General features: G+C 70.4%; 16 protein-coding genes. 5 read left to right on the forward strand and 11 right to left on the reverse strand.

Annotated elements, in window-relative coordinates; all coding sequences use genetic code 11:
* The first annotated feature begins 115 nt into the window (after positions 1 to 115).
* Both LQ326_RS16150 and LQ326_RS16155 read left to right on the forward strand, forming a co-directional pair.
* The gene (locus LQ326_RS16150; RefSeq protein ID WP_234537164.1) at positions 116 to 2,281 is read left to right on the forward strand and encodes a RecQ family ATP-dependent DNA helicase; all 2,166 of its coding nucleotides are present in this window, start codon (positions 116 to 118) and stop codon (positions 2,279 to 2,281) included.
* A gap of 287 nt (positions 2,282 to 2,568) precedes the next feature.
* On the forward strand, positions 2,569 to 3,186 hold the full coding sequence (locus tag LQ326_RS16155; RefSeq protein ID WP_234537166.1) for a hypothetical protein: 618 nt from the start codon (positions 2,569 to 2,571) through the stop codon (positions 3,184 to 3,186).
* A gap of 222 nt (positions 3,187 to 3,408) precedes the next feature.
* On the opposite strand, the gene LQ326_RS16160 is transcribed toward LQ326_RS16155, so the two are convergent.
* The 3 genes from LQ326_RS16160 to LQ326_RS16170 all read right to left on the reverse strand — a co-directional run bounded on the left by LQ326_RS16160 (position 3,409) and on the right by LQ326_RS16170 (position 5,511).
* Positions 3,409 to 4,035, reverse strand: a complete 627-nt coding sequence (locus tag LQ326_RS16160; RefSeq protein ID WP_234537168.1) for a hypothetical protein — start codon at positions 4,033 to 4,035, stop codon at positions 3,409 to 3,411.
* A gap of 68 nt (positions 4,036 to 4,103) precedes the next feature.
* Complete coding sequence (gene rnhB, locus LQ326_RS16165) at positions 4,104 to 4,805, reverse strand: ribonuclease HII (protein WP_234537170.1); 702 nt, start codon at positions 4,803 to 4,805, stop codon at positions 4,104 to 4,106.
* Positions 4,806 to 4,887: 82 nt separating this feature from the next.
* Positions 4,888 to 5,511, reverse strand: coding sequence for a TetR/AcrR family transcriptional regulator (locus LQ326_RS16170; protein WP_234537173.1), 624 nt, complete (start codon positions 5,509 to 5,511; stop codon positions 4,888 to 4,890).
* 188 nt (positions 5,512 to 5,699) lie between these two features.
* On the opposite strand from LQ326_RS16170, the gene LQ326_RS16175 reads away from it, so the two are divergent.
* Entirely contained in the window at positions 5,700 to 7,247 is a 1,548-nt protein-coding gene (locus LQ326_RS16175) for an MFS transporter (RefSeq protein WP_234537175.1), read from the forward strand.
* Between the two features lie 534 nt (positions 7,248 to 7,781).
* Here LQ326_RS16175 and LQ326_RS16180 read toward each other — a convergent pair.
* From LQ326_RS16180 to LQ326_RS16190, 3 genes are all read right to left on the reverse strand, one after another.
* Positions 7,782 to 8,729, reverse strand: a complete 948-nt coding sequence (locus LQ326_RS16180) for an ADP-ribosylglycohydrolase family protein (RefSeq protein ID WP_234537178.1) — start codon at positions 8,727 to 8,729, stop codon at positions 7,782 to 7,784.
* Positions 8,730 to 8,739: 10 nt separating this feature from the next.
* Positions 8,740 to 9,399 carry a histidine phosphatase family protein gene (locus LQ326_RS16185; RefSeq protein WP_234537180.1) on the reverse strand — a complete coding sequence of 220 codons (660 nt, stop codon included), beginning with the start codon at positions 9,397 to 9,399 and terminating at the stop codon, positions 8,740 to 8,742.
* Positions 9,400 to 9,486: 87 nt separating this feature from the next.
* Positions 9,487 to 10,092 (reverse strand): YdbC family protein, encoded by a 606-nt coding sequence (locus LQ326_RS16190; protein WP_234537182.1) that lies wholly within the window; start codon positions 10,090 to 10,092, stop codon positions 9,487 to 9,489.
* A 150-nt stretch (positions 10,093 to 10,242) separates the two neighbouring features.
* On the opposite strand from LQ326_RS16190, the gene LQ326_RS16195 reads away from it, so the two are divergent.
* Entirely contained in the window at positions 10,243 to 10,776 is a 534-nt protein-coding gene (locus LQ326_RS16195; protein ID WP_234537184.1) for a TerD family protein, read from the forward strand.
* Between the two features lie 83 nt (positions 10,777 to 10,859).
* Here LQ326_RS16195 and LQ326_RS16200 read toward each other — a convergent pair whose 3' ends face one another.
* Positions 10,860 to 13,754 (reverse strand): vitamin B12-dependent ribonucleotide reductase, encoded by a 2,895-nt coding sequence (locus LQ326_RS16200; RefSeq protein WP_234537186.1) that lies wholly within the window; start codon positions 13,752 to 13,754, stop codon positions 10,860 to 10,862.
* A gap of 167 nt (positions 13,755 to 13,921) precedes the next feature.
* Positions 13,922 to 14,470, reverse strand: coding sequence for a transcriptional regulator NrdR (gene nrdR / locus LQ326_RS16205; RefSeq protein WP_234537188.1), 549 nt, complete (start codon positions 14,468 to 14,470; stop codon positions 13,922 to 13,924).
* Between the two features lie 504 nt (positions 14,471 to 14,974).
* On the opposite strand from nrdR, the gene lexA reads away from it, so the two are divergent.
* Positions 14,975 to 15,754: a transcriptional repressor LexA gene (lexA, locus tag LQ326_RS16210; RefSeq protein WP_181804556.1), complete on the forward strand. Its 780-nt coding sequence runs from the start codon at positions 14,975 to 14,977 to the stop codon at positions 15,752 to 15,754.
* 151 nt (positions 15,755 to 15,905) lie between these two features.
* On the opposite strand, the gene LQ326_RS16215 is transcribed toward lexA, so the two are convergent.
* From LQ326_RS16215 to LQ326_RS16225, 3 genes are all read right to left on the reverse strand, one after another.
* Positions 15,906 to 17,882, reverse strand: coding sequence for an ATP-dependent DNA helicase (locus tag LQ326_RS16215; protein WP_234537191.1), 1,977 nt, complete (start codon positions 17,880 to 17,882; stop codon positions 15,906 to 15,908).
* 220 nt (positions 17,883 to 18,102) lie between these two features.
* Positions 18,103 to 18,936, reverse strand: coding sequence for a GNAT family N-acetyltransferase (locus LQ326_RS16220; protein WP_234537193.1), 834 nt, complete (start codon positions 18,934 to 18,936; stop codon positions 18,103 to 18,105).
* Positions 18,937 to 19,009: 73 nt separating this feature from the next.
* Positions 19,010 to 20,965: an IucA/IucC family protein gene (locus LQ326_RS16225; protein WP_234537196.1), complete on the reverse strand. Its 1,956-nt coding sequence runs from the start codon at positions 20,963 to 20,965 to the stop codon at positions 19,010 to 19,012.
* Positions 20,966 to 21,070 lie beyond the last annotated feature (105 nt).

The following is a 21,070-nucleotide window of genomic DNA, read 5'->3' on the forward strand; positions in this document are numbered from 1 at the left end:
GGATCTTGTGATTCCGGTTGGGCCTGTGGATAAGTCAAATCAGGGACACGACAAAGCCGTCTTCCGTATCCACAGGCTCGCCCGGCTGTCGGTCCCGTCCTGTTGTATGGGACGCATGGAGCACACGAGCAACGCGGAACTCCGGGCCCGGGCGGACGCCGTCCTCGCCCGTCTCGTCGGGGACGACACGGGCGCCGCCCGGCTGCGCGAGGACCAGTGGCGGGCGATCGAGGCGCTGGTCGCGGACCGGCGCCGGGCCCTGGTCGTCCAGCGCACGGGCTGGGGCAAGTCCGCGGTGTACTTCGTGGCGACCTCATTGCTGCGGGCCTCGGGCAGCGGCCCGACGGTGATCGTCTCCCCGCTGCTCGCGCTCATGCGCAACCAGGTGGAGGCCGCGGCCCGGGCCGGCATCCACGCCCGCACCATCAACTCCTCCAACACGGAGGAGTGGGAGGCGATTCAGGCGGAGATCGGGGCCGGCGAGGTCGATGTCCTGCTCGTGTCCCCGGAGCGGCTCAACAACCCGGACTTCCGCGACCAGGTCCTGCCCAGGCTCGCCGCGGCGACCGGACTGCTCGTCGTGGACGAGGCCCACTGCATCTCGGACTGGGGACACGACTTCCGCCCCGACTACCGGCGGCTGCGCACCATGCTGGCCGACCTGCCGCCGGGCGTGCCGGTGCTGGCGACCACCGCCACGGCCAATGCGCGCGTGACCGCCGACGTGGCCGAGCAGCTCGGGACCGGTGCCGCCTCGGACGCGCTGGTGCTGCGCGGTCCGCTGGACCGGGAGAGCCTCAGCCTGAATGTGCTGCGGCTGCCGGACGCCGCGCACCGCATGGCCTGGCTCGCGGACCGCCTGGACGAACTGCCGGGTTCCGGCATCGTCTACACGCTCACCGTGGCCGCCGCCGAGGAGGTCACCGCGTTCCTGCGGCAGCGCGGGCACACCGTGGCGTCGTACACGGGGAAGACGGAGAACGCCGACCGGCAGCAGGCCGAGGAGGACCTGCTCGGCAACCGGGTCAAGGCGCTGATCGCCACCTCCGCGCTCGGCATGGGCTTCGACAAGCCCGATCTCGGGTTCGTGGTGCACCTGGGCTCGCCCTCCTCCCCCATCGCCTACTACCAGCAGGTGGGCCGTGCGGGCCGCGGTGTCGAACACGCCGAGGTGCTGCTGCTGCCGGGGAAGGAGGACGAGGCGATCTGGGACTACTTCGCCTCGCTCGCCTTCCCTTCGGAGGATCTGGTGCGCCGCACCCTGGACGTCCTCTCCAGGGCCGGCGGGCCCATGTCGCTGCCCGCGCTGGAGCCGCTGGTGGAGCTGCGCCGCTCCCGGCTCGAGTCCATGCTGAAGGTGCTCGACGTGGACGGCGCGGTCAGCCGGGTCAAGGGCGGCTGGATCGCGACCGGGCAGCCGTGGGCGTACGACGCGCAGCGGTACGCCTGGGTGGCGCGGCAGCGCGAGGCCGAGCAGCAGGCCATGCGCGACTACGCGGCCACGCCGGACTGCCGGATGGAGTTTCTGCAGCGCCAGCTGGACGATGAGGGCGCCAAGCCCTGCGGCCGCTGCGACAACTGTGTGCGGCCACGCTTCACGGCCGACACCTCCGCTGCCGCGCTGGACGCCGCACGGGTCGACCTGGGCCGCGCGGGCGTCGAGGTGGAGCCGCGCCGGATGTGGCCGACCGGCCTGCCGGCGATCGGCATCTCTCTCAAGGGGCGCATCCCGGCCGGTGAACAGGCTTCGGTGGGACGGGCCTTGGGACGGCTGTCGGACATCGGCTGGGGCAATCGGCTACGACCGCTGCTCGCGCCCCGGGCCGCGGACGCACCCGTGCCGGACGATGTCGCCCGTGCCGTGGTGGAGGTGCTGGCCGACTGGGCGAAGAGCCCGGGCGGCTGGGCCGCGGGCGTGGCCGAGGCACAGCCACGCCCCGTGGGCGTCGTCACCGTCGCCTCGCGCTCCAGGCCCCTGCTGATCCACTCCCTGGGCGCGCGCGTCGCGGAGGTCGGCAGACTGCCCCTGCTGGGTTCCGTGGAGCACGCGGGCGAGGCGCGACTGGTCTCGCGCAGCAACAGCGCCCAGCGTCTCAAGGCCCTCGACGGCGACCTGACCGTGCCGCCTGGCCTCGCCACCGCTCTGTCCGAGGTCCAGGGGCCGGTCCTGCTGGTGGACGACTTCACCGAGACCGGCTGGACCCTGGCGGTCGCCGCACGCCTGCTCCTCAGGTCCGGGGCACGGGGGGTGTTGCCGCTGGTCCTCGCTGTTCAGGGCTGACCCGGCCCGCCATGACCCGAATCCGGCGCGGGGCGCGGCGCACGGACGTGCCGCGCTCGAACGTCCCAGGGGTCGCGGGGCACCTCATCGGGTAGGGATATAAGTCACGCACCACCAGATAACAGTCGGTGGCCCCATTTGCTCGTTGCCGCATCCAAGTTCGACAGGAACAATTGAGTTCCGCTCCCCGCACGGCTCGTCCGTGATCCGGTTGGGCTTTGCTGCGGTGCGCGCGGCCCCGAATCAGATCTCGCCCCCAGTGTGGGCGCGTAGCCGAAGGGAGGAACGTGACCTTCGGATTCGCTCCGTCCTCGGCGGCCTCGTTGACGTCCGCGTCCGCCGCGTCCGCCAGTCGTCTGCTTGAGCCCGCCGAGTGGGCCGACGCCGGAATACCGCTGCTGCGCAACCCACGCGAGGTCGTCAGCGGCCTGCACTCCCGGCATCGCCCCCGCCCGGGCACCGCGGTCGTCGCCGTCCTCGATCCGGAGGAACGGCTCTGTGCCAGCGCCTCCTTCGGCCGGCGCTCGACCCCGGCCGACGGCTGGATGTTCCGCAACGCGCTGCTGGCGCAGTTGCGCCGGGTCATCCCCCACGACCTGCGCCGCCGCACCCCGGTACGGACCGCCGTGCTGCTCTACTGCCGCGAGGGGGACGCGCGTTGGACGGAGGAGGACGGCGCCTGGATGTGGGGGCTGCGGGACGCCTGCACACTGCACGGCCTGCGCTGCGGGGCGTACATCACGCTGACGCACGACGGCTGGCAGGTGCTCGGCGAGGGCCGCGGCGGGCGGCGGCCCAACGCCGACTCGACTCCCGAACCCTTCGCCCTGTCGGAGGCCCCGCCGCTGCCGCCGCGTACGGGAGGCGCCGTCTCCGAGGTACTGCGCCGCGCTGCCGCCCGCTGAACCCCGGCCCCCGCGAGGGGGCACCGGCCGGGCTCGCTCCGCCGGGCACGGCGCTGTGGACATGACGTACGGCGTGCTCGGCGGTCGCGCCGTGCTCCGCGACGGGCAGCGGCGCTCGCCCTTCGTCCGGGCACGCCAAAAGCACCACTGTGCGAGTCACCGCCGCGACTCATGCTGCGGCTCCTTCGGTACCTCCGGAGTCCCAGAGGTGCCGGAGACAGCTCAGACGCCCGCGCCGAGCACCGAGTTGATGCGCTGCGGGTCCCCGCAGACGATCAGCAGGGCGCCGGCCCGGGAGAGGGCCAGCGGCAGGGCCGCGGCGGCGACGGTGTCAGGGCCGCCGTTGAGGGCGACGACGACCACGGCGCGGGTCGCGGCACGGGAAGCGACGGCGGCGTCCGCATAGAAGACGTCGTCGCCCGCGTCGTGCTGGGCCCAGTAGGAGGCTTCGCCGAAGGACAGCTCGTGATCGGCCCACGGGTGCTGCGCGCCGGTGGTGATCACCAGCACGTCGCCGGGGGCACGACCCGAGTCGAGGAGCAGGTCCACTGCTTCCTCGGCCGCGTCGAGAGCACTCTCGACGGAGGCCGGGATCAGCTGGATCTGCGGGGCCGCCGCTGCCGCGGCGGGGACGGCCGGACCGGGCTGGCCTGGCGCGGCCACGTCACGCGGCGTGCGCTGCACCGGCGGCGTGGGCCGCAGAGGGCCGGGACGACCGGGACGCGACGGAGCCGCGGGGCGGGGGCCGGGTACGGGACGAGGGGTCGGCGCGGTACGGCCACTGGCCGAGGTGGCGCGGGGACCCTGGGCACTCTCGTGAATCTGAGGCTCCTCGGGAATGAGAGGCATGAGCTGATATTTATCAAACGTTGGTGCAGGTCACATGAACCGGGTGGCACAACAGTGCGACTGGAACGTCAGAAATCGAAGCCGAGCTGACCCTCGATCTCCGGAACGCTTCCCTCCGCCCAGCTGCGGACCTTCTTGAGGTGCCGCCACTGGGGCAGCGCATCAAGATACGCCCACGACAACCGGTGGTACGGGGTGGGGCCCCGCTCCTCCAGTGCGGCCTTGTGCACGGGCGACGGGTACCCGGCGTTGTCCGCAAATCCGAAGTCTGCATGGTCGATACCCAGTTCGGCCATCATTTTGTCGCGCTGAACTTTGGCGATCACCGAGGCCGCGGCCACGGCGACACACGATCGGTCACCCTTGATGACGGTGCGCACCCGCCACGGGGCACCGAGGTAGTCGTGCTTTCCGTCGAGGATGACCGCGTCAGGACGGACCGGCAGGGCCTCCAGGGCACGGACCGCCGCAAGCCGCAGTGCGGCGGTCATCCCCAGGTCGTCGATCTCCTCCGGCGAGGCATGCCCCAGGGAGTAGGCCGTGACCCACCCTCGCAGCGTGCCGGCAAGTTCCGTACGCCGCTTGATGGTCAGGAGCTTGGAGTCGGTGAGGCCCTCAGGGGGTCGGCGAAGACCGGTGATCGCGGCACAGACGGTGACGGGACCGGCCCAGGCGCCGCGCCCCACCTCGTCGACACCGGCAATGACCTTGGCTCCGGTCGTGGCGCGAAGGGAGCGCTCGACGGTGTGAGTAGGCGGTTCGTACGGCATGGCGCCCTTAGGGTACGCCGCACCGATCCCCGAGCGACACCCCGGCTTCCCGGACCGCGCCAAAGACCGCCGGAGCCGCTGCTCACGCCCCGTGCGACAGCAGCAGCGGAAGCATGAACCGGTCGATCATCTCCGCGATCTCGCGGTCGCTCCATTCGCTTCCATAAATCTTGTTGCGGTACATCATCATCGCCGGAATGGCGTCGAGGACATACCCGTTGGCCGCATCGGCGCGCACCTCCCCCCGCTCGACACCTCGGGTGACGATGTCACCGATCAGCCGGATCGCCGGCCCCACGACCCCGTCGAAGATCACGCCGTGGAACCGCGCGACCTGCAGGGGATCGCATTCGTGAATCACGGACAGCAGTGCGAAGCCGGGGCGCGAGAACATCGCGTCCCGGGCCTGCCGGCACAGAGCCAACAGATCTTCGCGCACACTTCCAAGGTCGGGCGCCTCCTCCAGACGCGGCAGACCGGCCTGCAGCGCGTCGGCGACCAGGTCTTCCTTGGAGGGCCAGCGGCGATAGACCGCCGCCTTCCCGGTCTGGGCACCGGCGGCGACGCCCTCCATGGTGAGGCCGTTCCAGCCGACGGTGCTGAGCTGTTCCAAGGCGGCGTCCAGGATCGCGCGTTCGAGGACCGCACCGCGCCGACGAGGGGAGGCCGCCTGAGCGGAAGCGGCAGTCCAGCGCGAGGTAACCATCTGAGTTTCTCCAGCGAGCAAGGGGGAGCAGGAATTCCGGAGCGGGGGGACGCGGCGCGCGACGGCGAAGGGGGACGTGACACGCGACGCGGAGTTAAGTGAACGCTTGCGTTCTCTACTGGGGACTCACTACCGTTGACACGACAGTGAACGCGAGCGTTCACTAACACCTTCGTGGGGGATCCATAGTGACAACCTCTCAACTGATACCGGACCAGAAACCGGGTGCGGCCCGTCGGCAGGGGCGCCCCGGCATCGCGCTCACCGTGATTGCCGCCTGCCAGCTCATGGTGGTACTCGACGCGACGATTGTGAACATCGCGCTCCCGCACATTCAAGACGCGCTCAAGTTCAGCACCACCGATCTCACGTGGGTGGTCAGCGCCTACACCCTCACCTTCGGCGGCCTGCTGCTCCTCGGTGCGCGGGCCGGTGACATCCTCGGCCGGCGCCGGGTGTTCATGACCGGCATTCTGCTGTTCACCTTCGCCTCGCTCCTCGGTGGTCTCGCCCAGGAACCCTGGCAGCTGCTCGCCGCCCGCGCCCTCCAGGGCATGGGGGGCGCGATCGCGTCGCCGACCTCGCTGGCGCTGATCACCACGACATTCCCCGAAGGTCCGGAGCGGAACCGGGCGTTCGGAGTGTTCGCGGCGGTCTCCGCGGGCGGTGGGGCCATCGGCCTGCTGGCGGGCGGCATGCTCACCGACTGGCTCGACTGGCGCTGGGTGTTCTTCGTCAACGTACCGATCGGACTGCTGATCGTCGCCCTCACCCCGCAGTACATCAACGAGTCCGAACGGCATCCCGGCCGGTTCGACATCGCGGGCGCGCTCACCTCCACCCTCGGCATGGCCTCCCTGGTGTACGGCTTCATCCGGGCCTCGGAGGACGGCTGGCGCGACGGCCTGACCGTCGGGTCGTTCGCCGCCGCGGTGGTGCTTCTGCTGGCCTTCGTCTTCATCGAGACCCGGGCGAAAGAGCCCATCACACCGCTGAGAATGTTCGCCGACCGCAACCGCGCCGGCACTTACGTGATCATGCTCAGCCTGGCCGCGGCGATGTTCGGCATGTTCTTCTACATCGTGCTGTTCGTGCAGAACGTGCTGGGTTACAGCCCGATCAGGGCCGGTCTGGCGTTCCTGCCCGTGACAGTGGCCATCGCCGTCGGCGCCGGGCTCTCACAGCGGTTCCTGCCCGTCCTGGGTCCCAAGCCGTTCATGATGGCCGGTTCGGCGCTCGTGGTCGTCGGACTGACCTGGCAGACGTTCATCAAACCCGACAGCTCCTATGTCAGCGGAGTGCTCGGACCCATGCTGATCTTCGGCTTCGGTATGGGGCTGAACTTCGTGACGGCGACGGTCACCGCGGTCTCCGGTGTCGCCCAGCACGAGGCCGGGGCAGCTTCCGGGCTGCTCAACGCCATGCAGCAGGTGGGCGGTTCGCTGGGTCTGTCCATCCTGACCACGGTGTTCGGCTCGGCCAGCAAGGACGAGGCGAAGAAGCAGCTGCCGAAGTTCCTGGCCGGTGGTTCGCCGGAGCAGAAGGCGGAGTTCGCCAAGTCTCATCAGCTGCCCGCGCCCTGGGGGCACGAGGTGCTTGCGCACGGCATCTCGACCGCGTTCGTCCCCGCCGCTGTCATGGCCGGGCTCGGCCTGCTCACCGCCTGGCTGGTGATCAAGGTCCGCAAGAGCGACCTCGAAGCCCTCGCGGGCACGGCCGGCCCGGGGGTGGGCTGACCCCACCGGGTCCGCGCAGCGCCGCGGACGGCCGGACCTCTGCCAGGGGACAGACGGCAGAGGCAGAGGCAGAGGCCCGGCCATCCGCATCGCGACCGTCGGCGCCGCGAGCATCAGCCCGGCGCACAACACCAGAAGAACCGGCTCCACCCTCACGGCCCCGCACCTCCCCCGCGACGACGCCTCCCGCCCGCCTTCCGGTACATACGCAGAGCGGGGCGGCTACCGGGAAAACACCCGAATGTCACGCAGAGTTCCCGTCGACCACGGAAAGTTCCCCATATGGACCGCCGGGTTCACAGAAGCCCCGGCGGTTCTCGGGCCGACACGGCTACGCCCCGGCGCGCTTCGGCGGCCTGCACAAACCGCGCCCGCCGGAAGACGGCGACGCCGGTCCCCTCGCGTGCCTCCGGCGCCCCCGGCGCCCCCGGCGCCCTCGTCGACGGCGCGGCCTCGCGAGGTTCCGCACCAGCCAGCCCGAAGAGTCGCCGAGCCGCGTCGTCGCCGCAAAGGTTCCGCGCCCGGCCTCCGCCGTCAACCCGCCGACGCCGATCCCCGCCCCGCCACCGCCCCCGCGCCCGTCGGTACCCATTCCGGCAGCGCCTCCGTCCGCTCCTCCCATGCGGCCGGCAGCGCCCCCGCCGCGCCGCCCGCGAGCACGCCGCCCACGATGGCGCAGGTGGTGTCCACATCGCCGCCCACCTGTGCAGTCGCCCAGAAGGCCGTCTCGTAGTCACCGAGGGCACGTGCCGCCGACCAGAGGGCGAAGGGGACGGTGTCCTGGGCGGTCGTACGGCGTCCGCAGCCCAGGACGGCCGCGACGGTGCCCGCGTCGTCGTAGTCGAGCATGTCGCGGGCGCGTCGCAGGCCCTGGCCGACCGCGCTCCTGGGGACGAGAGCGAGGACCCCGTCCAGGAATGCCCCGGGGCTCGGCGGGCCGCCGGGCGCGGCCGCCAGCGCCGCTGCGGCCGCCACGGCCATGGCACCGGCCACGGCCTCCCGGTGCTGATGCGTGGGGTAGGCCGAGATCTCTGCCTGATGGGTGGCCTGCTCCGGATCGTCCGCGTACCAGGCGCCCAGGGGCGCGATCCGCATCGCCGCGCCGTTGCCCCAGGATCCCTGCCCGTCGAAGAGCCCGGCGGCCAGCTCGCGCCAGTCGCCGCCCTCCCGGACGAGACGCAGCAGGCGGTTGACGGCGGGGCCGTAGCCCCGGTCGAAGTCGTGGTGCGCGGCGAAGGAGTGGGCCAGCGCGTCCTGGTCGACGCGGTGGTGGGCGGCCAGGACCGCGACGACGGAGCAGGCCATCTCGGTGTCGTCGGTCCACTGCCAGGGGGCCGCGGGCAGCTCCCGCCGCTTCAGCAGCGGATAGTTCTCCGGCACGAAGAACTGCGAGCCCAGCGCGTCGCCGACGGCGAGTCCGCGCAGGCTGGCCAGGGCGCGCTCCAGGCGCCCTGGGGTCGGGGAATCAGTGAAGGAGGTCATCGCGGTCAGCCTAACCGCTCATCCAGTAGGGCTCCGGGTCCCGCCAGCGGTCGAAGGGCTGGTTGAGCGTGTACTTGCCGTCGTCCCCGAGGACGAGCATCCGCATCTCGGCGTTCCCGGGATTGGAGAGCGACTCGAACTCCGCGACCGTCCAGTGGAACCAGCGCATGCAGAACAGCCGCATCGCCAGGCCATGGGTCACCAGGAGCACGTTGGGCGGGTGGTCCGGCGCCTCGAAGCTGCGGAACAGGCTCTCCAGGAAGCCGCCGACGCGGTCGTACACGTCGGCCCCGGACTCCCCCTGCGGGAAGCGGAAGAAGAAGTGCCCGTACGCGTCCCGGTACGCCTTCTGCAGGCGCACGTCGTCGCGGTCCTGCCAGTTTCCCCAGTCCTGCTCACGCAGCCGGGGCTCCTCGCGCACGCGTATGAGATCCGGGTCGAGGTGGAAGGCGCGGAGGGTCTCGTGCGTACGGCGGTAGGGAGAGACGTACACGCTGACGCGCTCCTGGCCGAAGATCTCCCGGATGCGCTTCCCGGTCTCCTCAGCCTGCCGCCAGCCCCGCTCGGTCAGGGCCAGCGCGTGGTCTGGTTGCCGCTCATACACGGAGTCGTCGACATTGCCGGTTGACTCGCCGTGCCGGACAAGGACGATGCGCCGTGGTCGTGCCATGCCAAAACCCTAGATCGAGTGGCGGAAAGTGGAGCACTCGGAGGGGCCTCATACAGCGCAGGTCACACAAAATTATGGGTTTGATTTTCAAACGATCCAGCTCGGTTCCAGCTCCACGATGTCTCCCGTGAGGGCCGCGATGTCGGCCTCCGTCTGGGCGCGCAACGCCAGCCGCTCCACCCGTTCGGTGCGGTACTTGCCGTGCTCGGCTGCCGCCCGCCACATCGAAAGAATCATGAACTCGTGCTCCGGGGCCTCCGCGAACATGCCGCGGATCATGCCGGGCGAGCCGGCCATCGCCGGGTTCCAGACCTTCTCCTGCATCAGCGTGAAGTGCTCGACGCGCTCCTCGTGCACCCGGCACAGGGCGACCCGGACCAGGTCGCTGTCCGTGAACCGCGGTTCGAAGCCGGTCTTCACGTCGAACCGGTACTCGAACAGCTTGACCTGCTGGTTCTTGTACGTCCCGGACTGGGACGCGGCCAGGCGGTCGTGCGAACGCGCCATGAAGGAGTCGTAGAAGGCACGGCTCTCCCAGAAGGCGAAGATGTGCGCCACTCCAGGTCGCTGTCGACTCCAGCCCCCGCCCTGTCCCCGAAATCCCGGCTCCCCCAGAAGCCCCGCCCATTTCCGCTGCCCCCGCTCGAAGCCGCGGCGGTCAACCACGGTGCAGCGAATCCACTTGACCAGCACCGCGCCATCGTAAGGCCATGGGGCGTGGCGTCGGTCACGCTCCGGCAGAGATCACCCGCGCGTGCGCCCCCGCGCGCATGGCACGATGGGCAAAGAGGCTTGGCAGAACATCAGTTGGGGCAGTGACCTCTAGGGGGAAGGGGACGCGTGGTGAGCGGTTTCAGCAAGGCGATCCGCAAGGTCGAGGTCGCGGTGAAGTGGGATCCGAGCCCTTCCGGGCAGCCGCCCACCGATCTCGACGTCATCGCCGGTACGTACACGACGGTTGACCCGTACGGGACTCCGGCCTATCTGGTGCACTTCGACAGCCGTTCGCCCGACGGCACGATCTTTCTCAACCGGGACAGCACGGACGGCAAGGGCTTCGGCTGGGACGAGGTGATGACACTCGAACTGAACCGGCTCGACAGCCGGTACGCGCGCGTGGTCGTCGGAGTCGTCATCCAGCAGCGGCCCACGCACCGGACGTTCGTGAATGTCCTGAACCCGGCCGTCCGTGTCCGGGAGGGCTACAACGTACTGGCCGAGGACGACTTCGGCACGGTCCTCGGGGCGACGGCGGCCACCGTCGCGGAGTTCGTGCGCGACGGGTCCGGTGACTGGGGCTTCCGGCCCGGCCTGCACGGCTTCGAGGACGACCCGGTGGTCTTCACCCGGGAGATGGGTGCGCTCGGCCGCCCCTGACGGCGAACGACCGCCCGGAGCGGGCACACGGTGAGGGGCGCCGGCCACGGCCGGCGCCCCTCACCTCATGTCACATCGACCGGTCAGCTGCAGCCGCTGGTCGAGCCGCAGCCCTCGCAGATGTAGCAGGAGCCGGCCCGCTGCATCTTCGTGCCGCAGGAGAAGCAGAGCGGGGCGTCGGCCTGGATCCCCAGCTGCATCTCCACCAGTTCGGCGCTGGTGTGCGCCTGCCTCGGGGCGGGCTTGGCCGCCTCGATCTTGGGGGCGGCCACGGCCTTCAGCTCCTGGGCACGCGGCGCCGACTGGGCCAGACCCTCGACGTCGACCTCGTCATCGTCGAGGGACGGCTCGTACGAACCGGTCTCCAGGTGCCGCTGACGCTCCTCGGCGGAGTGGATGCCGAGCGCGGAACGCGTCTCGAACGGCAGGAAGTCCAGCGCCAGGCGGCGGAAGATGTAGTCGACGATCGACTGCGCCATCCGCACGTCCGGGTCGTCCGTCATGCCGGCCGGCTCGAAGCGCATGTTGGTGAACTTCGAGACGTACGTCTCCAGCGGGACGCCGTACTGGAGGCCGACGGAGACCGCGATGGAGAAGGCGTCCATCATGCCCGCGAGGGTCGAGCCCTGCTTGGACATCTTCAGGAAGACCTCACCCAGGCCGTCGTCCGGGTAGGAGTTGGCCGTCATGTAGCCCTCGGCACCGCCGACGGTGAAGGACGTGGTGATGCCGGGACGACCCTTCGGGAGGCGCTTGCGGACCGGGCGGTACTCGATGACCTTCTCGACCGTCTCACGGATGGTCGCCTCGGTCTTCTCGGCGATCTCCGTCTTCTCCTTCTCCTTGGTCTTGGCGGAGAGGGGCTGGCCGACCTTGCAGTTGTCGCGGTAGATCGCGAGTGCCTTGACGCCGAGCTTCCAGGCCTCGAAGTAGATCTCCTCGACTTCCTCGACGGTCGCCGTCTCCGGCATGTTGACCGTCTTGGAGATGGCACCGGAGATCCAGGGCTGGATCGCGGCCATCATGCGGACGTGGCCCATCGGGGAGATGGCCCGCTCGCCCATGGCGCAGTCGAAGACCTCGTAGTGCTCGTGCTTGAGGCCGGGGGCGTCGATCACGTTGCCGTTCTCGGCGATGTGGGCGACGATCGCCTCGATCTGCTCCTCCTGGTAGCCCAGGCGGCGCAGGGCCTGCGGGACCGTGCCGTTGACGATCTGCATCGAGCCGCCGCCGACCAGCTTCTTGAACTTGACCAGGGCCAGGTCGGGCTCGACGCCGGTGGTGTCGCAGGACATCGCGAGACCGATGGTGCCGGTGGGGGCGAGGACGGACGCCTGGGAGTTACGGAAACCGTTCTTCTCACCGAGGCGCACCACGTCCTGCCAGGCCTCCGTGGCGGCGGCCCAGACCGGGGTGTCCAGGTCGTCCATGCGGACGGCCACGGTGTTGGCGTCGGCGTGCTGCTTCATGACGCGGTTGTGGGCGTCGGCGTTGCGGGCGTAGCCGTCGTACGGGCCGACGACCGCGGCGAGCTCGGCGGAGCGCTTGTAGGCGGTACTGGTCATCAGGGAGGTGATGGCACCGGCGAGGGCACGGCCGCCGTCGGAGTCGTAGGCGTGGCCGGTCGCCATCAGCAGGGCGCCGAGGTTGGCGTAGCCGATGCCGAGCTGGCGGAAGGCGCGGGTGTTCTCGCCGATCTTCTGGGTCGGGAAGTCCGCGAAGCAGATGGAGATGTCCATCGCGGTGATGACCAGCTCCACGACCTTGCTGAAGCGGTCGACGTCGAAGGACTGGGTGCCCTTGCCGTCGTCCTTGAGGAACTTCATCAGGTTCAGCGAGGCGAGGTTGCAGGACGTGTTGTCCAGGTGCATGTACTCGCTGCAGGGGTTCGAGCCGTTGATCCGGCCGGACTCCGGGCAGGTGTGCCAGTGGTTGATGGTGTCGTCGTACTGGATGCCCGGATCGGCACAGGCCCAGGCCGCCTCGGCCATCTTGCGGAACAGGCTCTTGGCCTCGACCTCTTCGATGACCTCGCCGGTCATCCGGGCACGCAGACCGAACCGGCCGCCCTGCTCGACCGACTTCATGAACTCGTCGTTCACGCGGACCGAGTTGTTGGCGTTCTGGTACTGGACGGAGGTGATGTCCTCGCCGCCCAGGTCCATGTCGAAGCCCGCGTCACGGAGGGCGCGGATCTTCTCCTCCTCCTTGACCTTGGTCTCGATGAAGTCCTCGATGTCGGGGTGGTCGACGTCGAGGATGACCATCTTGGCGGCGCGGCGGGTGGCGCCACCGGACTTGATGGTGCCGGCGGAGGCGTCGGCGCCGCGCATGAAGGAGACCGGGCCGGAGGCGTTGCCGCCGGAGGAGAGCAGCTCCTTGGAGGAGCGGATCCGGGAGAGGTTCAGGCCGGCGCCGGAACCGCCCTTGAAGATCATGCCCTCTTCCTTGTACCAGTCGAGGATCGACTCCATGGAGTCGTCGACGGACAGGATGAAGCAGGCGGAGACCTGCTGGGGCTGCGGGGTGCCCACGTTGAACCACACGGGGCTGTTGAAGCTGAAGATCTGGTGCAGGAGGGCGTACGCCAACTCGTGCTCGAAGATCTCGGCGTCGGCGGGCGAGGCGAAGTACTTGTGGTCCTCACCGGCCTTCCGGTACGTCTTCACGATGCGGTCGATCAGCTGCCTGAGGCCGGTCTCGCGCTGCGGGGTGCCCACGGCACCGCGGAAGTACTTGCTGGTGACGATGTTGACCGCGTTCACCGACCAGAAGTCGGGGAACTCGACGCCACGCTGCTCGAAGTTGACCGAGCCGTCGCGCCAGTTGGTCATGACGACGTCACGGCGCTCCCAGCTCACCTCGTCGTACGGGTGTACGCCGGGGGTGGTGTGGACGCGCTCGATACGCAGTCCCTTGCCGGCCTTGGTGGCCTTCGCGCGGGAACTCCGTGCCGGACCGCTCGCCGTCTCTGTCATGCCGCCTCCCTGGTACGGGCTAAAACGCCCTGAAATGCCACGATGTTCCCGTGACACACTGTTCTGTGTTCGCGTCGCGGGCACCTTCGGCCGCCACCCGCGACAAGTCCTGGATCGCCGTCCGACCCCCAGGAATCCGGGCCCTCCGCCCGGTTCCGGTCCGCCCGTCAGCCGGCGATGTGAACGGGGGCGGGCGCCTGTGCGGCCCCGCCTGGCCCGTGCTCTTCCTCCTGGCCCCCCACTCCCGCGTCTTCGTCGTCCGCGGGATCCTGCGCGGCCTGCCTGAGCTCCGCGATCGCGGTCTCGAAGTCCTCAAGCGAGTCGAACGCCCGGTAGACCGAGGCGAACCGCAGGTAGGCGACCAGGTCGAGCTCCTGCAACGGGCCGAGTATGGCCAGTCCCACGTCGTGGGTGGTCAGCTCGGCGCTTCCGGTGGCCCGCACCGCCTCCTCGACCCGCTGGCCGAGCTGGGCGAGCGCGTCCTCGGTGACAGGCCGCCCCTGGCATGCCTTGCGCACACCGTTGATGACCTTCGTACGACTGAACGGCTCGGTGACCCCGGACCGCTTGACCACCATGAGCGAGCACGTCTCCACGGTCGTGAAACGACGGGAGCAGTCCGGACACTGGCGGCGCCTGCGGATCGACGTGCCGTCGTCGGTCGTACGGCTGTCGACCACACGGCTGTCGGGGTGCCTGCAGAAGGGGCAGTGCATGATCTCCAACCCTCCTCACAGCAGACTCAATAGCCTCGCTGGACCACACGGGCCCCTCGAAGCAGCCCCAAGCATAGGCGATCTCTGAGAGACCGGGGACCCGGGGGACCACAACTTGTGGGCTGCAGTAGCAATCCAACCACTAGATGTGGTGATTGGCTGATACATCACTAGGTTGCGCGTGTCGCACACGTACCGCTACGGCGAATACGGAGATACGGTGAGCGCCGCACGGAGGTCACGTGCGACTCAGGCGCAGATGGGGACGGACATCCCGGTCGGCGGCGGTCCGGATGGCACACTGGGTGCACCCACAAGGTCATCGGCCCGGCGGTGAAGAGTACAGCAATGGGCCCTTTTGCCCGCCGGGTACCGCTTGAGCCATACAGCCAGACATGAGATCACGTAGGGCAAACCGCGTTTTTTCACTCGAACGTGTGTTTGGCGCAACCTTTCGAAAGCAACTACCGTTGTCCAGCAGGGAGACCATCGAGAGGGGCCGACGTGACCACGACCGCAGACAGTGCCACCATCACCGCCCAGGACCGCTCCCAGGGCCGACTCGACCCGGTGCATGCCATGAACGAAGCCGTGAATCCCGAGGGACTCAAGCGTTCCCTGCCGGGCCGACCTCCAGGCATCCGGGCGGACAGCTCGGGCCTGACCGATCGGCAGCGACGGGTGATCGAGGTGATCCGGGACTCGGTGCAGCGGCGCGGCTACCCGCCGTCGATGCGGGAGATCGGCCAGGCCGTCGGTCTGTCGAGCACGTCCTCGGTGGCGCACCAGCTGATGGCTCTGGAGCGCAAGGGCTTCCTGCGCCGCGACCCGCACCGTCCGCGTGCGTACGAGGTGCGTGGCTCGGACCAGGCCGTGACCGTGCAGCCCACGGACACCGCCGGCAAGCCCGCCGCGTCGTACGTCCCGCTGGTCGGCCGGATCGCCGCCGGTGGGCCGATCCTCGCCGAGGAGTCGGTCGAGGACGTCTTCCCTCTCCCCCGGCAGCTGGTCGGTGACGGTGAGCTGTTCGTGCTCAAGGTCGTCGGCGACTCCATGATCGAGGCCGCGATCTGCGACGGTGACTGGGTCACCGTCCGCCGCCAGCCGGTCGCCGAGAACGGTGACATCGTCGCCGCCATGCTCGACGGCGAGGCCACCGTCAAGCGCTTCAAGCGCGAGGACGGCCATGTCTGGCTCCTCCCTCACAACGCCGCCTACGAGCCGATCCCCGGCGACGACGCGACCATCCTGGGCAAGGTCGTCGCGGTGCTGCGGCGCGTGTGACGCCTGCGGCGGGCGGTCGTCTCCGCCCGCCCTCCGATCGGGCCCCGGGACCCCTGCGCCGGTTCCGGGGTCCTGCACTGTCCGGATCGCGGCGACAGCCTGCCTGGATCGCGGGCCGGCCTGACCGGCGCGGGTCAGGCCGGCCCGCGAATCACTCCGCCTCCGCCTGCCGCGCCGCCGCGTCGATCGCCGCCAGCGACTTGCGGACCTGGTTGCGGTCGGTGGTGTACCAGAAGTCGGGCAGTGAGGACTTGAGGTAGCCGCCGTACCGCGCGGTGGCCAGCCGCTGGTCGAGTACGGCGACCACGCCGCGGTCCCCGGAAGCGCGTACGAGCCGGCCGGCGCCCTGGGCCATCAGGAGCGCGGCGTGGGTGGCGGCGACCGCCATGAAACCGTTGCCGCCGGCGTCCTCGACGGCCTTCTGCCGGGCGCTCATCAGCGGATCGTCCGGGCGCGGGAACGGGATCTTGTCCATGACGACCAGCTGGCAGCTCGGGCCGGGGACGTCGACGCCCTGCCAGAGCGACAGCGTGCCGAAGAGGCAGGTCCTGGGATCCGCCGCGAAGTTCTTGATCAGTTCGCCGAGGGTCTCCTCGCCCTGCAGCAGTATCGGGAACTCGGGGATCCGGACGCGCAGTTCCTCCGCGGCCTGCTGGGCGGCCCGCATCGAGGAGAAGAGGCCGAGGGTGCGGCCCCCGGCGGCCTGGATCAGCTCGGTCAGTTCGTCGAGCATGTCGGCGCGGTCGCCGTCCCGTGCGGGGCGCGACAGGTGCTTGGCGACATAGAGGATGCCCTGTCGCGGATAGTCGAAGGGCGAGCCGACGTCGACGCCCTTCCACTTCGGGAAGTCGTCGCCCTCGGTGCCCTCCGGGGCGAGACCCAGGGAGGCGCCGACGCCGTTGAAATCGCCGCCGAGCTTGAGGGTCGCCGAGGTGAGCACGACCGAGCGGTCCGCGAAGAGCTTCTCCCTGAGCAGGCCGGACACGGACATGGGGGCGACCCGGAGTGAGGCACCGAAGCGGTCGTGACGTTCGTACCAGACAACGTCGAACTCGGAGCCGTTCACGATCCGCTCCGCCACGTCGTGCACGGTCTCCACGGAGGCCAGCGCCTGCTTGCGGACCGCGTCCTCGTCCTGGACCGACTTGTCGCGGGTCGTACCGAGCGCGGAGATCACGGTGCGGGCTGCGTCCCTGAGCGCCGCAAGGGCGTAGCCGAGATCCTCCGGGATCTCCTCCAGGCGCCCCGGCAGAGCCAGCTCCATCAGCCGCTCGAAGCCCTCGGCGGCGGTCTGGAGCTGGTCGGCGGCCTTCTCGTCGACCAGCCTGGCGGCGCGCCGGACGGCACGGTTGACCTGCCCCGGGGTGAGTTCGCCGGTGGCGACGCCGGTGACCCGGGAGACCAGTTCGTGCGCCTCGTCCACGATCAGCACCTCGTGCTGCGGAAGTACCGGGGCGCCCTCGATGGCGTCGATCGCGAGCAGGGCGTGGTTGGTGACGACCACCTCGGCGAGCTTGGCGCGCTCACGGGCCATCTCTGCGAAGCACTCGGCGCCGTAGGCGCACTTGGAGGCGCCCAGGCACTCCCGGGAGGAGACCGAGATCTGGGCCCAGGCCTTGTCGGAGACGCCCGGGGTGAGGTCGTCCCGGTCGCCGTTCTCCGTCTCGTCGGCCCAGTCCCGCAGCCGCAGCAGGTCCTGACCGAGCTTGCTGGTGGGCGCGGCCGCCTCGAACTGGTCGAAGAGGCCCTCCTCCTCGTCCTGTGGCATGCCCTCGTGCAGCCGGTGCAGGCACAGGTAGTTCGACCTGCCTTTGAGCATGGCGAACTCCGGGCGCCGGCGCAGCAGCGGGTGCAGGGCGTCGACGGTGCGCGGCAGATCCCGCTCGACGAGCTGTCTCTGCAGGGCGAGGGTCGCCGTCGCCACGACGACCCTCTCCCCGTGCGCGAGCGCGGGCACCAGATAACCGAGTGACTTTCCGGTGCCGGTGCCGGCCTGGACCAGCAGATGGGATCCGTCATCGATCGCTTCGGCGACCGATTCGGCCATGGTCACCTGGCCGGGGCGCTCCGTACCGCCGACAGCTGTGACAGCGGCATGCAGGAGTTCGGGGAGTGAGGGCTTCGTCATAGCGCGACCACCCTACGACCCGGCACCGACAACCGGGCGATCAAACCGGGGACGGGGGGTGAGATCACGCCGGGGCTCCTGGGCGGACGGGCCAAGGGGGGAGGGGCAGGCCGAGGGGGACGGGCGGGCCGCCGGGCGGGCCGGTCGAAATTCTTTCGGACGGCCGGGAACTCGATCGGTCGCCGATTCGTACTACATGTGTACGCGCCATCACTCAGCGCTACATCAGATGACGTAGGGACCGGTCCCGGATCATGAGGGCGGCCCGTTTGCCCGGCAGGTCGACCTCAGCGGCGTAGCGGAAGCCGGCGTTGAGGAAGGCGGCCACGGAGGGGGTGTTATGAAGATCGGGTTCCGCGACGACGCGCGCACAGGCGGGGCGGTGGTCGAGTACGAGGTCGGCCACGGCTCTGAGCAGGGCGGACCCCAGTCCCCGGCCCCGGTCGGCGACATCGCCGACGAGGAGGTGGACGCCGGTGTCGTGCGGACGGGCCGGATAGTGGCGCGCGAGCGGGTCGAGGTCGGCTCGATAGATCTCCCAGTAGCTCATCGGGGTGCCGTCGAGCACGCCCAGGCACGGCACGCTCCGTCCGTCTCCCGTGAGCTGGGCACGCAGATGGTCCGCTGTCTGCGCCTGTGAGCCGGCCAGCTGCCAGAAGGCGGCCACGGCGGGGTCGTTCATCCAGCCGCTGATGATCGGCAGGTCGCGTTCGACGTGGACCGGCGTCAGGTGGAAGAGGCCGACGGGGCATTCGACGGGGCCCCAGGTGCCGACCTGGTCGAGCAGGTCGAGCGTGCCCGGGAGGCTGAGCAGGCCGGGCGAGACGAGGGGAACGGGTCGGTCATGGGTCAGTCCTGGGGCTCGTTCGCCGGTGTCGGTCGTCTTCCCGGCGAGGGGGGCGAGAAGTTCGTCGGGCAGGCGGAGGTCCAGGGTGTCCTCACAGTCCCTGATGTCCTCGGCGGGTCCGCATCGGCCGGGGTCACCGGGGTGGCCAGAGGGTCCGGGGTGCACCGGGACGGAGCCTGTGTCGGCGCTCGCGTCGGTGGGAGGCATGGTGCGCTCCTCTCAGGAGACGAGATGGGGCATGTTCCTCGGGGCGGAGACGGTGTCGGTGGGCTCAGCAGAGCTACGAGTGGAGGGGGTTGGTGATGGTGACGTAGACGGACTGGGTGTCGACGGGACCTGTGAGCTCGTCGAGGCCGCGCAGCCGGGTCAGCATGTTGGCCTTGCAGGGCAGGACGGGTGAGTCGAGCAGGCGGCCGGGCAGGGAGGTGCGCAGCCGGGCGGGTCCGGCCGCGGCGGCGACGAGGAACCGGCGGAACGCCGCGAGCAGGAGTCGCTCGTCGGCGAGCCGCTGGGAGCCGAACGCGCCGATCAGACCGAACACGTTGTTGATGCCGAGGTAGTAGGCGAAACGCTCGTCGGTGACCTCGTCGGAGACGAAGGTGTCGCTGCGCTTCCCGATGCCGGGCAGCCGGGCGTCGAGGTCCGCCCGTCGGGACTCGCGGAAGTAGTAGCCCTGGTTGTCGCGGTAGCGCCCGCCGGCGGGCCAGCCGTCGGCGTCCAGCAGGAGGAGGGTGTTCTGCTGGTGCGCCTCCAGGGCGATACCGGCCTCGCTGTCGAGCCAGAGCACCGGGCGGACGACCTGCTCCAGGTAGCGCAGGAACCACTCGGCACTGACGGCGCCGACAGGTCGGCCGGTGCGTTCGGCGAGCCGGGAGACCACCCGGGCCAGCCGGGAGCGGTAGGGGCGGGGGCTGCCGTTCGCCGCGGGGACGTCGAGGGGCCGGGGCGTGACCAGCCCGGCGACGCAGGACACGTCGTCGGCCGGGGCGAACGGATTGTGCCGGATCACCACGTCGAGTCCGGGCACGGGCCGGCCGTCCAGGCCGTCGACAGCCAGCCAGGCGGGATCGCGGACGATGTCGAAGCCGGGGTGGACGGCCTGCCACTGTCTGGCGAGGCCGGTGCGCAGCAGGCGGTGCACCTCGACGCCGCGGTGGAGTTCCTTGCGGAGGTTCTCCCGGCGCGAGTTGGTGATGCGCAGGCCGAGCGACAGCTTGAGCATGGCGGGCGCGCCGGTGCGGTGGACGGTGCGCACGGAGGAGGTGGGGTTCCAGGAGGCGCCGAGCGGGCCCAGGTCGCGGAGGAGTCCGGCGTCGAGGAGGGCGGCGGTCTCCGGACGGAGGGCGGCCTCGCGGGCCTGCCAGGGGTGCAGGGGCAGGGCGGCGGCGAAGCCGTCGGGCAGGGGCAGGACGATGCCGGCCAGGCGTTCCACGAGGTGTGGCGCGGCAACGGGACGGCCTCGCTCGGTCCAGGCCGAGTCGGTGGCGAGCAGACAGGAGGCGACCGCCATCCAGTGCAGGGGGAAGGAGCCGCGCAGCTCCGGTGAGCAGAGCCGGGCTTCGGAGTCGGTCAGGCCCTCGCGGCTCTTCGGGGTCGGGTGCAGTGGGTGTCCGAGGAGAAGTGCCTGCTCGGCGGCGAGGAAGTGGTCGGGGCCGTCGGCGGGGTGGGCGCGACGGTCCGCGATGAAGGTGACCGTGCGGCGCAGGGAGTCGGCGACCCGGGCCACGAGGTCGCCGTCGTCGGGGGCGCCCCACAGGCCGGGGGTGACGTCGGCGGCGTGGCCGGTGCCGCCCGCGGTTCGGTCGGCCGTGAGCGCGGGTGCTGTGGTCGCCTCGCGGGTGAGCAGGGCGGCGAGGGTGACCGCGTCGACGGGTGGGGCGGTGTCGGGGGCGCCGGCCAGGCGGGGCGGGCCGAAGCGGTGCCAGCCGGTCGCGGACCAGTGGCGGACCGGGGTGACCAGCGTCGTACCGCTGGCGGGCAGCGGGATGCGGAGGGTGCCGGTGGTGGGCGCGGGCAGGTTCGTCTCGCGTACCCAGCAGCGGAGCAGGTTCTCTGCGGCGGCGGCCTGCGCGGCGAGGTGCGGGTCGGGGTGTTCGAGGAGGTCTTCCGGGTCGTCGCGGGGTACCTCGGGCGGGGCGGTGCGGCCTCGCTGCGGAGGGACCGACTCGGCGAGCGGGACCGGGCGTCCCTGTGGACCTCGGTCTCCGTTGTCGTCGGGGGCGGGGGTGGCGTTCAAGGAAGTTCCTCGGGGGCTCGGGCGGTGCGGCGTTCGGCGTCGTGCCGGCGAACCGGGCTGGTCGGACGGTGAGTCGAGTGCTGGATGTCCTGACGAGAGAGGTGT

This window comes from Streptomyces shenzhenensis (genome assembly GCF_021462265.1).
Classification (GTDB): Bacteria; Actinomycetota; Actinomycetes; order Streptomycetales; family Streptomycetaceae; genus Streptomyces; species Streptomyces shenzhenensis.